The organism is Hydrogenophaga sp. 70-12 (genome assembly GCF_001897365.1).
GTDB classification, from domain to species: Bacteria; Pseudomonadota; Gammaproteobacteria; order Burkholderiales; family Burkholderiaceae_C; genus Hydrogenophaga; species Hydrogenophaga borbori.
Genome location: NZ_MKSS01000408.1, coordinates 1 through 13,384 on the forward strand (window position 1 = coordinate 1; position 13,384 = coordinate 13,384).

10 protein-coding genes are annotated in these 13,384 nt (G+C 70.6%); 5 read left to right on the plus strand and 5 right to left on the minus strand.

Annotation, left to right across the window (positions count from 1 at the left end; genetic code table 11):
• The 3 genes from BGO22_RS21005 to priA all read left to right on the plus strand — a co-directional run.
• Positions 1–560: thioredoxin family protein (locus BGO22_RS21005; protein WP_286852359.1), on the plus strand; the 560-nt coding region annotated here is incomplete at its 5' end.
• A gap of 664 nt (positions 561–1,224) precedes the next feature.
• A complete protein-coding gene (gene hemE / locus BGO22_RS21010) occupies positions 1,225–2,328 on the plus strand; it encodes a uroporphyrinogen decarboxylase (RefSeq protein ID WP_286852360.1) in 1,104 nt (367 codons plus the stop codon).
• A gap of 403 nt (positions 2,329–2,731) precedes the next feature.
• A complete protein-coding gene (priA, locus tag BGO22_RS21015) occupies positions 2,732–4,795 on the plus strand; it encodes a replication restart helicase PriA (RefSeq protein WP_286852361.1) in 2,064 nt (687 codons plus the stop codon).
• 59 nt (positions 4,796–4,854) lie between these two features.
• Here the strand turns inward: priA and BGO22_RS21020 are convergent, their stop codons facing one another.
• From BGO22_RS21020 to BGO22_RS21035, 4 genes are all read right to left on the minus strand, one after another.
• Complete coding sequence (locus tag BGO22_RS21020) at positions 4,855–5,268, minus strand: response regulator (protein WP_204743995.1); 414 nt, start codon at positions 5,266–5,268, stop codon at positions 4,855–4,857.
• Positions 5,265–5,765 (minus strand): GAF domain-containing protein, encoded by a 501-nt coding sequence (locus BGO22_RS21025; protein ID WP_070400467.1) that lies wholly within the window; start codon positions 5,763–5,765, stop codon positions 5,265–5,267. Before BGO22_RS21025 ends, BGO22_RS21020 begins: the two co-directional genes overlap by 4 nt.
• 168 nt (positions 5,766–5,933) lie before the next feature.
• A complete protein-coding gene (katG, locus tag BGO22_RS21030) occupies positions 5,934–8,093 on the minus strand; it encodes a catalase/peroxidase HPI (protein ID WP_286852362.1) in 2,160 nt (719 codons plus the stop codon).
• Between the two features lie 315 nt (positions 8,094–8,408).
• Positions 8,409–9,371, minus strand: coding sequence for an AEC family transporter (locus tag BGO22_RS21035; protein ID WP_204743994.1), 963 nt, complete (start codon positions 9,369–9,371; stop codon positions 8,409–8,411).
• A 100-nt stretch (positions 9,372–9,471) separates the two neighbouring features.
• Between BGO22_RS21035 and BGO22_RS21040 the strand changes: the two genes are divergently transcribed.
• On the plus strand, positions 9,472–11,532 hold the full coding sequence (locus BGO22_RS21040) for an ATP-dependent helicase (protein ID WP_286852363.1): 2,061 nt from the start codon (positions 9,472–9,474) through the stop codon (positions 11,530–11,532).
• Positions 11,532–11,996, plus strand: a complete 465-nt coding sequence (locus BGO22_RS21045) for a hypothetical protein (protein WP_070400471.1) — start codon at positions 11,532–11,534, stop codon at positions 11,994–11,996. The genes BGO22_RS21040 and BGO22_RS21045 overlap by 1 nt, the downstream gene beginning before the upstream one ends.
• A 31-nt stretch (positions 11,997–12,027) precedes the next feature.
• Here the strand turns inward: BGO22_RS21045 and gdhA are convergent, their stop codons facing one another.
• Complete coding sequence (gene gdhA / locus BGO22_RS21050; RefSeq protein WP_070400472.1) at positions 12,028–13,371, minus strand: NADP-specific glutamate dehydrogenase; 1,344 nt, start codon at positions 13,369–13,371, stop codon at positions 12,028–12,030.
• Positions 13,372–13,384 lie beyond the last annotated feature (13 nt).

A 13,384-nucleotide genomic window follows, 5' to 3' on the forward strand; every position in this document is an offset into this window, starting at 1 on the left:
TGGGCCAGCAGAGCGGCATCGACGGCGCGGCCGCGCTGCTCATGCTGCTGGTGGCGCTGGCGCTGGCCATCTGGTCCCTGGGCCTGAGCGGCCGGGGGCGGGTGGTGATGGGCGGCCTGTCGCTGGCGGCGCTGCTGGCGCTGGCCGTGGGCATCGGCCCCAGCGTGCTGCGCGCACCCGAGGAAGCCGCCGCCGCGCGCACCGACACCGGTGTGGCCGGCCTGGCCTGGGAGGCCTGGAGCCCGCAGCGCCAGGCCGAGCTGCTGGCGCAGGGCCGCCCGGTGTTCGTGGACTTCACGGCGGCCTGGTGCGTCACCTGCCAGTACAACAAGCGCACCACGCTGGCCGATGCGCGCGTATTGGGCGACGCCGCCGGCAAGAATGTGGCGTTGCTGCGCGCCGATTGGACGCGCCGCGACCCCACGGTGACGCAGGCCCTGGCCGCGCTGGGCCGCAACGGCGTGCCGGTGTACGCGCTCCACAAAACCGGCCAGCCGGTGCAGGTGCTGACCGAGGTGCTGAGCGTGGACGAGGTCCGCGCGGCGCTGGCGGCGCTCTGAGCGCGGCGGACAGCCATTTTTGTGCCCCGGCGCTAGCCTTGCCGGCGTGCTCAGAGGTTTCGCTCGTCGACCTCGCACTGACGGCTGGCGTGGTCCGCGTTCTCCGGCCCACGCTCGCGGGCGCATACATCGGTAGGCCTGCGTTGCTTCATCAACACCGTGCCGGCGCTCAGCCTCTGTGGCAGCCGCGAATGGGGCCTGCGCCCGCGAACCCCACCATCCGTCGAGAGTGACACCCGAGCAGGCCAAGGACATCGGGGTCAGCGAAATCGGGGTCAGATTCCATTTGGCCAGCGATCAACGCTCGAAGGGTGTCCGGTCTTCTTTGGCCGGCCCGCGCGTTTCGGGGACGGCGGTGTGGGTGCCCGGGCGCAGGCCCCATTCGCGGCTGCCACAGAAGCTGAGCGCCGAAGCGGTGTTGATGAAACAACGCAGGCCTACCCAGGTGGTGGACCGCGAGCGTGGGCCGGAGAACGGGCACCCACACCGGCGGCCCATGCGAAGCAGAAGCAGAAGCAGAAGCAGAAGCAGAAGCACGAAGCACGAAGCAAAGAAGCAATAAAACGAGGGGCGAGGGGCAAGAACACCGGCCCCTCAGCCACCGCGCCCCCAAGGGGATAATCCCCCGGCCCTCACATACCCCCGCCCGGCATCCAGAGACCCCATGCCCTTTGCCCCCCTGAAGAACGACAGCTTCCTGCGCGCCTGCCTGCGCCAGTCCACCGACCACACCCCCGTGTGGCTCATGCGCCAGGCCGGCCGCTACCTGCCCGAGTACCGCGCCACGCGCGCCCAGGCCGGCAGCTTCATGGGCCTGGCCACCAACGTCGACCACGCCACCGAGGTCACCCTGCAGCCGCTGGAACGCTACCCGCTCGACGCCGCCATCCTCTTCTCCGACATCCTCACCGTGCCCGACGCCATGGGCCTGGGCCTGTCCTTCGCGATCGGCGAAGGCCCCAAGTTCGAAAAAACCGTGCGCACCGAGGCCGACGTCGCCGCGCTGGCCGTGCCCGACATGGACAAGCTGCGCTACGTCTTCGACGCCGTCACCTCCATCCGCAAGGCCCTGGACGGCCGCGTGCCCCTGATCGGCTTTTCCGGCAGCCCCTGGACCCTGGCCTGCTACATGGTCGAAGGCGGCGGCTCCGACGACTACCGCCTGGTCAAGTCGCTCATGTACTCGCGGCCCGACCTGATGCACCGCATCCTCGCCACCAACGCCGACGCCGTGGCCGTCTACCTGAACGCGCAAATCGAGGCCGGCGCGCAGGCGGTGATGGTCTTCGACAGCTGGGGCGGCGTGCTCGCCGACGGCGCCTTCCAGGCCTTCAGCCTCGCCTACACGAAACGCGTGCTCTCGCAATTGAAGCGCGAGCACGAGGGCGCCACCATCCCGCGCATCGTCTTCACCAAAGGCGGCGGGCTGTGGCTGGACGACATGAAGCCGCTCGACTGCGAGGTGCTGGGCCTGGACTGGACCGTCTCGCTGGCCCGCGCGCGCGCGCAGGTGGGCGAAGGCCCCGGGGCCAAGGCCCTGCAAGGCAACATCGACCCCAACGTGCTGTTCGCCCCGCCCGCGGCCATCGAGGCCGAGGTGGTCAAGGTGCTGGAGAGCTTCGGCCGCCCGCACACGGGCCCGGGCACCGGCCCCACGCACATCTTCAACCTGGGCCACGGCATCAGCCAGCACACCCCGCCCGAGCACGTGAGCGCGCTGGTCGACGCCGTGCATTCGCATTCGCGCCGGCTGCGCCAGACGGCCTGATGGCGGGGCGGTACACGCTCCCATTTCAGGAGTGCGACGACCGGCGGCCCCGTGTCATCAACCCGTCATCGCGACCCACCTAGCACAAAAAAGGCCACAAAAAGCGCTTGACAGGCGCCAGTTATGCACAAAATTTGTGCTGCGGTGCGCCATCCCTCTCGGGGCCCGTGGGCCAGCGGCCCACCCCAGGGGTTGCTCCGTAAGTTATTGATTCATAAGCGCTTTGTCAGATGCCTTTTTTTGAGGCAGTTTAAGCAAAGCCTTGATTTGCAAGGGCTGCGGGCCGACACGGGCACGCTATCAACAAAGTTATCCACAGAAGCGTTGGATATGTCCGCCAAGGCTTTCACATCAAGCACTTAGCGGCGATTTCGCCGACGAACGTGAGGAACTACCGCTAAACATGTGTCACTGGCCCGCCGTGGTCGTGGCCACCCCCGCGCACAGCGGGGTGGGCGACGCCCTGAGCTACCGCAGCGAACGCGCCCTGGCGCCCGGCACGCTGGTGCGCGTGCCCCTGGGCGCGCGCGAGGTCCTGGGCATCGTGTGGCGCAACGACGACGCGCCGCCCGAGGGCCTGGCCGAGGGGCAGGCGCGCGAGGTGGCCCAGGTGCTGGACGCCCTGCCCCCGCTGGACGCCGCCTGGCGAGACCTGGTGGGCTTCGCGGCGCGCTACTACCAGCGGGCCCTGGGCGAGGTGGCCCTGGCCGCGCTGCCGCCGCCGCTGCGTGATCTGGACCCGACGCAGCTGGCGCGCCGGCTCAAGCGCCCCGCGCGCGCCGCGCCGGCCGCCGTGGACCCCGACAGCGCCCGCACGCTCACGCCCGAGCAGGCCGCCGCGCTGGAGGCCCTGGCCGCCGCCGACACCGCCCCCGCCCTGCTGTTCGGCGCCACCGGCAGCGGCAAGACCGAGGTCTACCTGCAGGCCACCGCGCGCACCCTGGCGGCGGACGCCGACGCCCAGGCCCTGATCCTGGTGCCCGAGATCAACCTCACGCCCCAGCTGGAGGCGCGTTTCCGCGCCCGCTTCGGCGACGAGGCCGTGGTCTGCCTGCACAGCGGCATGACGCCCGCGCAGCGCCTGGCGGCCTGGATCGCCGCGCACACCGGGCGTGCGCGCATCGTACTGGGCACGCGGCTGGCGGTGTTCGCCAGCCTGCCCGGCCTGCGGCTGGTCGTGGTCGACGAGGAGCACGACCCCAGCTACAAGAGCCAGGACGGCGCGCGCTACTCGGCGCGCGACCTCGCCATCTACCGCGGCAAATTGCAGAACGCGCGCGTGCTGCTGGGCTCGGCCACGCCCTCGCTGGAGAGTTGGCACGCCAGCGAGCAGGGCCGCTACCGGCGCCTGGCCATGGCCGCGCGCATCGGCGGTGGCGCGCTGCCGCGCCTGCGCCTGGTCGACATGAACCACCAGCCCAAGGGCGCGCTGATCGCGCCGCCGCTGCTGGCGGCCATGGGTGAGCGCATCGCGCGCGGCGAGCAGTGCCTGGTGCTGATCAACCGGCGCGGCTACGCGCCCGTGCTCGCCTGCCACGCCTGCGGCTGGAAAAGCGGCTGCCCCCACTGCAGCGCCTACCGCGTCTTCCACAAGCTGGACCGCACCCTGCGCTGCCACCACTGCGGCTTCACCCAGCGCGTGCCGCGCGCCTGCCCGGACTGCGGCAACCTCGACATCGAGCCCGTGGGCCGCGGCACCGAGCAGGTGGAGGAGCAACTCGCCGGCCTGCTGGCGGACGTGAAGCGCCCCGATGGCGGCCCGGTGCGCGTGGCGCGCATGGACGCCGACACCACCAAGGCCAAGGGCAGCCTGGAGGCGCAGCTGGCCGCCCTGCACGCGGGCGAGGTCGACGTGCTGGTGGGCACGCAGATGATCGCCAAGGGACACGACTTCCGCCGCATCACGCTGGTGGCCGCCGTGCAGCCCGACGCCGCGCTGTTCGCCGCCGACCACCGCGCGCCCGAGCGGCTGTTCGCGCTGCTGATGCAGGCCGGCGGGCGCGCCGGGCGCGACGCCGCGCACAGCGGCGCGGCCGAGCTCTGGGTGCAGACCTGGAACCCCGAACACCCGCTGTTCGCGCACCTGCGCACGCACGACTTCGCCGCCTTCGCCAGCGGCGAGCTGGCCGAGCGCGAGGCGGCCGGCATGCCGCCCTTCGCGCACCAGGCGCTGCTGCGCGCCGATGCGCGCACGCAGGAGGCCGCGCAGGCCTTCCTGAACGCGGCCGCCGCCGCCACGCAGGACCTGCCGCACCGCGAGGCGGTGACCCTGTTCCCGGCGGTGCCGCTCACCATCCAACGCGTGGCCAATGTGGAGCGCGCGCAGCTGCTGGTGGAAAGCCCGTCGCGCGCCGCCCTGCAGCGCTTCCTGGCCGCCTGGCAACCGGTGCTGCTGCAATGCCGCGGCCTGCCCGAGGCACGCGGCCTGATCCGCTTCGCGGTGGACGTGGACCCGCTGTCCCTATGAACGCCGCCGGGCCGTTCCCAAGGCGCTCGGCCCCGGCGCGCGCGGCGCGCAGGGGCGTCCTATGAGCCGCTGGTGACCTCCAGCGGCGCGATGGCGCACAGGGCCTCCACCGTCATCACCACGTCGCGGATCTTGAACGGCTGCAGCAGCAGCCGGCGGATGCCCAGGGCCTTGAGGCGGCGCACCGTGTCGGCGTCGGCGCTGGCGGTCATCACGGACACGGGCATCTCCGGCCGCGCCTCGCGCAGCCGCTCGATCAGGGCCACCGCGGCCTCGCCCTCGGCCAGCGACAGCAGCAGCGCGTCCATGCGCTGGGCCTGCAGCATCTGCTGTCCGATGGCCAGGCTGGCGGCCTGGTGCACTTGCGCCAGGTCCAGGCCGCGGCAGACACTGGCCACGGTGCTGCGCACCATGTTGTCGGGCTCGACCAGCAGCAGCTGCGGCAGGTTGCCCTGCACGGAGGTGACGGTCATGAGGCGACCTCCTCGCGGCGCACCAGCTCTTCGACCACGAGGTCGCGCAGCGAGCACAGGATGGCCAGGCCCACGCGGTCGATCTGGCGCGGCCGGCGGTCCATGAGGCACAGCGCCCCCAGCGCCATGCCGTACGGCATGCGCAACACGGCGCCGGCATAGAAACGCACCCAGGGTGGCCCGTTCACCATCGGGTTGTCGCGAAAGCGCGGGTCTTTCAGCGCGTCGGGCACCACCAGCGTCTGCCGCTCCAGGATGGCGTGGCCACAGAAGGAGAGGTCGCGCGGCGTTTCGGCCGCCTCGAAGCCGAAGCTGGACTTGGCCCACTGCCGGTCGCGATCGACCAGCGAGACGCTGGCCATCGGCACCTCGAACTCGCTCATGGCGAAGCGCGTGATGCGGTCAAAACGTTCTTCGGGCGGCGTGTCGAGAATGAGGAGTTCGCGCAAGGCCTTCAGGCGCGCATCCTCGTCGGCGGGAACCGGCGCAGCGATCATCTGGGGTCTCCTGGGCGAACCGTCGCCCGAGCCCTCTGTATCGACAGCATGCCTACCTTCTGAAGCCTCCTTTTGATGCTTTCGTTGTGAAAAGGTAAGCCGAAAGAAGGAAACCCCGCGGGCGCCAGGCACCCGCGGGGCTTCAGGAACGCACCGACCGGCGCGCGCTCAGGCCAGGTCGAAACGGTCCAGGTTCATCACCTTGACCCAGGCGGCCACGAAGTCCTTGACGAACTTGTCCTTGCCGTCGGCGCTGGCGTAGACCTCGGCCAGGGCGCGCAGCACCGAGTGCGAGCCGAACACCAGGTCGACGCGGCTGCCGGTCCACTTCACCGCGCCCGTCTTGCGGTCGCGGCCCTCGAAGTGCTCACCCGCCGGCCCCCAGGCCGTGGCCATGTCGAGCAGGTTGACGAAGAAGTCGTTGGTCAGCGTGCCCGGCCTGGCGGTGAACACCCCGAGCTTGCCGCCGTCGAAGTTGGCGCCCAGCACGCGCAGGCCGCCGACCAGCGCCGTCATCTCCGGCGCGGTGAGCGTGAGCAGCTGGGCCTTGTCGACCAGCAGGTGCTCGGCCGGCACCTCGGAGCGGGCCTTGAGGTAGTTGCGGAAGCCGTCGGCGAACGGCTCCAGGTACGAGAAAGACTCGACGTCGGTCTGCTCGGCCGTGGCGTCCACCCGGCCCGGCGCGAAGGGCACCTCCAGCGGGGTGCCGGCGGCCTTGGCGGCCAGCTCGATGCCCACGCCGCCGGCCAGCACGATCACGTCGGCCAGCGAGAGCTTGCCGCTGGCTTTCTGGATGGCCTCCAGCCGGGGCAGGGTCTTGGCCGCGACGGCGTTGACGGCCCAGCCCTTCTGCGGCGCCAGGCGGATGCGCGCGCCGTTGGCGCCGCCGCGCTTGTCGCCGCCGCGGAAGGTGGAGGCCGAGGCCCAGGCCGTGGCCACCAGGTCGGACACGGGAATGCCCGCGGCGGCGATCTTGGCCTTGGCGTCGGCGATGTCGGCCGCCGTGGGCTTGTGCGTGGGCGCAGGCAGCGGGTCCTGCCAGATCAGGTCTTCCTTCGGCACCTCGGGGCCCAGGTAGCGCGACTTCGGTCCCAGGTCACGGTGCGTCAGCTTGAACCAGGCGCGCGCGTAGGCGTCGGCGAAGGCCTGCGGGTCGTTGAGGAACCTGCGCGAGATCTTCTCGTAGGCCGGGTCGAAGCGCAGCGACAGGTCGGTCGTCAGCATGGTGGGCTTGCGCTTGGGCGAGTCGGGCGTGGGGCCGGGGATGATGGCCTCGGCGTCCTTGGCCTCCCACTGGATGGCGCCGGCCGGGCTCTTGGTCTTCACCCACTCGTACTTGAAGAGGAACTGGAAGAAGTCGTTGCTCCAGCGCACCGGGGTGCTGGTCCAGGTGACCTCCAGCCCCGAGGTGATGGTGTCCTTGCCCTTGCCGGTGCCGAACTTGTTCTCCCAGCCGAAGCCCTGGGCCTCCAGCGCGGCGGCCTCGGGCTCGAGGCCGACGTTGCTGGCCGGTCCCGCGCCGTGGGTCTTGCCCAGCGTGTGGCCGCCGGCGATCAGCGCCACGGTTTCCTCGTCGTCCATGGCCATGCGTTTGAAGGTCTCGCGAATGTCCTTGGCCGCCGCGAGCGGGTCGCCGTTGCCGTCCGGGCCCTCGGGGTTGACGTAGATCAGGCCCATCTGCACGGCGCCCAGCGGGTTCTCCAGGTCGCGCTCGCCGGGCTTGTTGTGCGCGTAGCGGCTGTTGGGCGTGTTGCTGCCGGCCAGCCAGGTGGTCTCCTTGCCCCAGTACACGTCCTGATCGGGCTCCCACACGTCCTCGCGGCCGGCGGCGAAACCGAAGGTGCGGAAACCCGAGTTCTCCAGGGCCACGTTGCCGGCCAGGACCATCAGGTCACCCCAGGAGATCTTCTGGCCGTACTTCTGCTTGATGGGCCACAGCAGGCGGCGGGCCTTGTCCAGGCTGACGTTGTCGGGCCAGGAGTTCAGCGGCGCGAAGCGCTGCTGGCCGCGCCCGGCGCCGCCACGGCCGTCGCCCACGCGGTAGGTGCCGGCGGCGTGCCAGGCCATGCGCACCATCAGGCCGGCGTAGTTGCCGAAGTCGGCCGGCCACCAGTCCTGCGAGTCCGTCATCAGCTGGTTGAGATCGGCCTTGAGGGCCTTGTAGTCGAGCTTCTTGAATTCCTCGGCGTAGTTGAAGGCGGCGCCCAAGGGGTTGGACCGGTTGGAGTGCTGGTTCAGCAGGTCCAGGCGCAGCTGGTTGGGCCACCAGTCCTTGTTGGACGTGCCGCCGCCAGCGGCGGGGTGGAAGGGGCACTTGGCTTCTGACATCGTGGTCTCCTGGTGGGGGTTGGTGTGGGTCGCGCGGGGCGGCGGTGAGCTCAGTGCGCCAGGGGGAGGCAGGCGAGGCGCTCGATCCATTGCGCGAAGGCGCTGCCTGGCGAAGGGGTGGTGCTCATGGTGCAACTCCTCGATGCGACCGACGCATTCTGGTCAGGCCGTCGGACCAAGTCCACCCAATAGATTGAATGTTATCGATAGCTCATAACTATCGATGAGCGCTTCCCGCCCGGAATGCCCCAGGCCGGGTCCCCAATCGCTCAGCCCCGCCGGGCGCAGCACGGCGGGCGTCCCGTGAGCGCCGCTTCAGGTCAGCAGCGTGACGGCGCCCGAGAAGGTGAGGAAGGCCGCCGCGGTGGTGACCAGGATGATGCGGGCGATGCGCCCGTTGTCGGCGCCGAAGCGCTCGGCCAGCAGCGAGACGTTGCTGGCGCTGGGCAGGGCCGCGGTGAGCACCATCACCGTGAGCGCGGCCGTGGACAGGCCCAGGCCCAGGCGGATCGCCACCAGGCCCGTGCCCAGCACCAGCAGCGGGTGCACAACGAGCTTCATCACCGCCACCGGCAGGTAGTCGCTGGTGGGCATGGGGTGATTGGCCGTCATCTGCGCGCGCGCCAGCACGGCGCCGATGGTGAACAGCGCCACCGGCGAGGCCGCGTCGGCCAGCAGCCAGACGGTCTTCTCCACCGGCACCGGCAGGCGGAAGGCCCAGGCCGAGGCCACGCCGCCCAGGCCGATGGCCCAGGGCATGGGGTTGGTGAGCACGCCGCGCAGCGCCTTGCGCGCGGCGCCGAACACGGCGGCGCGGCCGCTGCCGCCGGCCCCGTCGAGGCGCGACAGCGCGATGCACAGCGAACTGGTGACCACCATGTCCACCACCATGGTGAGGATCACCGTGCCGGCGGCCGTATCGCCCAGCAGGGCCACGATGAGGGGCACGCCCATGAAGCCCGAGTTGGGAAAGGCCGCCACCAGCGCGCCGAAGGCGGCGTCGTTCCAGCGGATGCGCGGGTTCAGCGTGAAGGCGATGGTGGCCGCCACCACCACCAGCCCGCACAGCAGGTACAGGCCGGCGACGCGGGCGTCGAGCAGCTGCGCGATCGGCGTGGTGGAGCCGAAGCGGTACAGCATGCAGGGCAGCGCGAAGAACAGCACGAAGCCGTTGAGCCCGGGAATGGCCTCCAGCGGCAGCAGGCGCCGCCGCGCGGCCAGGTAGCCGGCGAGCACGAGCGCGAAGAAGGGGAAGGTGACCAGCAGGACGTGCAGCACGGGCGGGATTGTGTCAGCCCATCGGCGGGCCGCGGGTGGGGCTGACCCGGGCGCGACACCCCCGGCCGCTATGATCCCCCGCTTTGCCTCGCTGCCTCCCATGTCCGCCGGTCTGAACCTCGCCCAGCTTGAAGCCGTGAACCACCTGGGCGGGCCCTGTCTGGTGCTGGCGGGGGCCGGGTCGGGCAAGACGCGCGTGATCACGCACAAGATCGCGCGGCTGATCCAGGCCGGGCTGGAGGCCAACCGCATCGCGGCCATCACCTTCACCAACAAGGCCGCGGCCGAGATGCGCGAGCGCGCCGGCCACCTGGTGGGGCGCGAGGCCAAGAAGGTGCTGGTGTGCACCTTCCACGCCCTGGGCGTGCGCCTGCTGCGCGAGGACGGCGAGGTGCTGGGCCTGAAGAAGCAGTTCAGCATCCTCGACACCGACGACATCACCAGCCTGCTCAAGGACTGCGGCACCACCACCGACGCCGCCACCGCGCGCCAGTGGCAGTGGACCATCAGCGCCTGGAAGAGCGCCGGCCTGAACGGCGCCGCCGCGCTGGCCCAGGCGCGCGACGAGCACGAGCGCACCACGGCGCTGATCATGCAGCGCTACGAGGAGCGCCTGGTGGCCTACCAGGCGGTGGACTTCGACGACCTCATCGCCCTGCCGCTCAAGCTGCTGGGCGAGCACGCCGAGGTGCGCGAGAAGTGGCAGAAGAAGATGGGCCACGTGCTGGTGGACGAGTACCAGGACACCAACGCCACGCAGTACGAGCTGCTCAAGCTGCTGGTGGGCGAGCGCGCGCGCTTCACCGCCGTGGGCGACGACGACCAGTCCATCTACGGCTGGCGCGGCGCCACGCTGGACAACCTCAAGCGCCTGCCGCAGGACTTCCCCGAGCTCAAGGTCATCAAGCTGGAGCAGAACTACCGCTCCACCAGCGCCATCCTGCGCGCGGCCAACAACGTCATCGGCCCCAATCCCAAGCTCTTCCCCAAGACGCTGTGGAGCGAACTGGGCGAGGGCGAGCCGGTGCGCGTGGTGGACGCCGACAACGAGGAGCACGAGGCCGAGCGCGCGGTGGCGCGCATCCAGAGCCTGCGCGCCAACTCCCCCCACAAGGAGTGGCGCGACTTCGCCATCCTCTACCGCGCCAACCACCAGGCGCGCACCTTCGAGCAGTCATTGCGCCGCGCGCAGATCCCGTACAAGGTGTCGGGCGGCCAGAGCTTCTTCGACAAGGCCGAGATCCGCGACCTCTGCGCCTGGCTGCGCCTGCTCACCAACAACAACGACGACCCGGCCTTCCTGCGCTCGGCCACCACGCCCAAGCGCGGCATCGGCCACACCACGCTGCAGCAGCTGGGCAACTTCGCCACGCAGTACAAGCTGAGCCTGTTCGAGGCCCTGTTCTCGCACTCGCTGCCCAGCGCGGTGTCCAACCGCGCCATCGGCGCGCTGCACGAGTTCGGCCGCCAGGTGAACGACCTGGAGTACCGCGCGCGGCACACCGTCGGGCACGAGGCCGCCAAGGCCTTCCTCACCGAATGGCTCAAGGACATCGGCTACGAGCAGCACCTGTACGACAACGAGGACAACGAGAAGGTGGCCGCCGCGCGCTGGACCAACGTGATGGAGTTCTGCGACTGGGTGGCCGGGCGCTGCGGCGGAAAGGTCGAGGACGAGGCCGGCGCCACCACCGAGACCGAACGAAAGACCCTGCTCGAGGTCGTGCAGACCATCGCCCTGATCTCCACCCTGTCCGAGCGCGAGCAGGACCAGAACGTGGTGACGCTGTCCACCCTGCACGCGTCCAAGGGACTGGAATGGCCGCACGTGACGCTGGCCGGCGTGAACGAAGGCCTGCTGCCTTTCAAGGTGGACGACGACGAGCTGAGCGGCGAGGTGCAGCAACAGCGCATCCAGGAGGAGCGCCGGCTGATGTACGTGGGCATTACGCGCGCGCAGCGCACGCTGGCCGTGAGCTGGCTCAAGCGCCGCAAGAAGGGCCGCGAGAGCGTGCCCGGCGCGGCCAGCCGCTTCATCGCCGAGATGGCGCTGGACAAGGCCACCGTGAAGGAAGACCCGCGCGAAAAGCTCAAGGCCCTGCGCGCGGAGTTCGCCAAGCGCGCGCAGGACGGCAGCGCCGAACAGAAGGCGACGGCCTGATGCGGCGCGCGCTGACCACCCTCGCGCTGGGCCTGCTGCCGGCCTGGGCGACCGCGCAGGCCCCGGCCACCTGCACCGTGCCCGACCAGCTGCCGCCGGCGCGCCTGAGCGGCGAGTGGAGCGCCCACTTCTGGGACGAGGGCGGATCGCCCGAGCGCCCGCGCGACAGCGGCGTGCTGCACCTGGAGCGCCACCCCGAATACGCAGGCAGCGTGCGCGGGGAGCTGCGGCGCGGCACCGGCGAGCGGGTGCGCCGCTCCATCGTGTCGGGCGACGTCACCGACGGCGAGTTCCACTTCGACGAGTCCGACGACGGCGTCGGCATGGCGGCGGTGTGGAGCGGCGTGGCCGAGGACTGCGGCGGACGCCTCATCATCACCGGCACGCGCCGCCCCAGCGAGACCGCCCGCGCGCCCGAGCCGGCGCTGCGGTTCCGGCTGGAAAAGGCCCCAGGCTGGCGCTGAGGCCCCGGGCCGCCTCAGGCGGCCCGACGCATCAGACCACGCCCTGCGCCAGCATGGCGTCGGCCACCTTCACGAAGCCGGCGATGTTGGCACCGTCGATGTAGCTCACGCGGCCATCGGCGCGGCGGCCGTGCCGCACGCAGGCCGTGTGGATGCCCTGCATGATTTGCAGCAGGCGGCCGTCGACCTCCTCGCGCGGCCAGGACAGGCGCAGCGCGTTCTGGCTCATCTCCAGGCCCGAGGTGGCCACGCCACCCGCGTTGCTGGCCTTGCCCGGCGCGAACAGCACGCCCGCGGCCTCGAAGGCGGTGGCCGCGGCGATGGTCGAGGGCATGTTGGCGCCCTCGGCCACGCACTTCACGCCGTTGGCGATCAGCGTGGCGGCGTCGTGCTCGTCCAACTCGTTCTGCGTGGCGCACGGCAGGGCCACGTCCACCGGCACGTGCCAGGGGCGCTTGCCGGCCTCGAAGTGCGCGCCGGTGCGCTCGGCGTAGTCACTGACGCGGCCGAAGTGGTGGTTCTTCACGTCCATCAGCACGGCCAGCTTGTCGGGCGAGAAGCCGTCCTCGTCGACGATGGTGCCGCTGGAGTCGGACACGGTGACCACCTTGGCGCCCAGGGCCATGGCCTTCTCCACCGCGTACTGGGCCACGTTGCCCGAGCCCGACACCGACACGCGCATGCCCTGGAAGGACATGCCCTTGGTCTTGAGCATTTCCTCGGCGAAGTACACCGTGCCGTAGCCCGTGGCCTCGGGGCGGATCAGCGAGCCGCCGTAGCTCAGGCCCTTGCCGGTGAACACGCAGTCGGCGCGGTTGCTGAGCTTCTTGGCCATGCCGGCCATGAAGCCCACCTCGCGCCCGCCCACGCCGATGTCGCCGGCGGGCACGTCGGTGTCCGAGCCGACGTGGCGGAACAGCTCGCTCACGAAGGCCTGGCAGAAGCGCATCACCTCGCCCGGGCTGCGGCCCTTGGGATCGAAGTCGGAACCGCCCTTGCCGCCGCCCATGGGCAGGGTGGTGAGCGCGTTCTTGAAGGTCTGCTCGAAGGCCAGGAACTTCAGCACCGACAGGTTGACCGAGGGGTGGAAGCGCAGGCCACCCTTGTACGGGCCAATGGCCATGCTGTGCTGGATGCGGTAGCCGCGGTTGACCTGCACCTGGCCGTGGTCGTCGACCCAGGACACGCGAAACATCACCACCCGCTCGGGCTCCACCAGGCGTTCCAGCAAGCTGTGCTCGGCGTATTTGGGGTGCTGGGCGATGAAGGGCCATAGGCTCTCCATCACCTCGGTCACGGCCTGAAGGAACTCAGGCTGGCCAGGGTTGCGCTCGGCGACGGTGTGCAGGAACTGCTCGGCGGACGTGTACTTCACGGTGATTCCAAAA

What these genes read in the sequence shown, in the direction of transcription:
- BGO22_RS21020 (WP_204743995.1), bottom strand. Translation starts at nt 5,268, where the DNA reads ATGACCGTCACCTCCGTGCAGGGCAACCTGCCGCAGCTGCTGCTGGTC.
- priA (WP_286852361.1), top strand. Translation starts at nt 2,732, where the DNA reads ATGTGTCACTGGCCCGCCGTGGTCGTGGCCACCCCCGCGCACAGCGGG.
- BGO22_RS21045 (WP_070400471.1), top strand. Translation starts at nt 11,532, where the DNA reads ATGCGGCGCGCGCTGACCACCCTCGCGCTGGGCCTGCTGCCGGCCTGG.
- BGO22_RS21025 (WP_070400467.1), bottom strand. Translation starts at nt 5,765, where the DNA reads ATGATCGCTGCGCCGGTTCCCGCCGACGAGGATGCGCGCCTGAAGGCC.
- katG (WP_286852362.1), bottom strand. Translation starts at nt 8,093, where the DNA reads ATGTCAGAAGCCAAGTGCCCCTTCCACCCCGCCGCTGGCGGCGGCACG.
- hemE (WP_286852360.1), top strand. Translation starts at nt 1,225, where the DNA reads ATGCCCTTTGCCCCCCTGAAGAACGACAGCTTCCTGCGCGCCTGCCTG.
- BGO22_RS21040 (WP_286852363.1), top strand. Translation starts at nt 9,472, where the DNA reads ATGTCCGCCGGTCTGAACCTCGCCCAGCTTGAAGCCGTGAACCACCTG.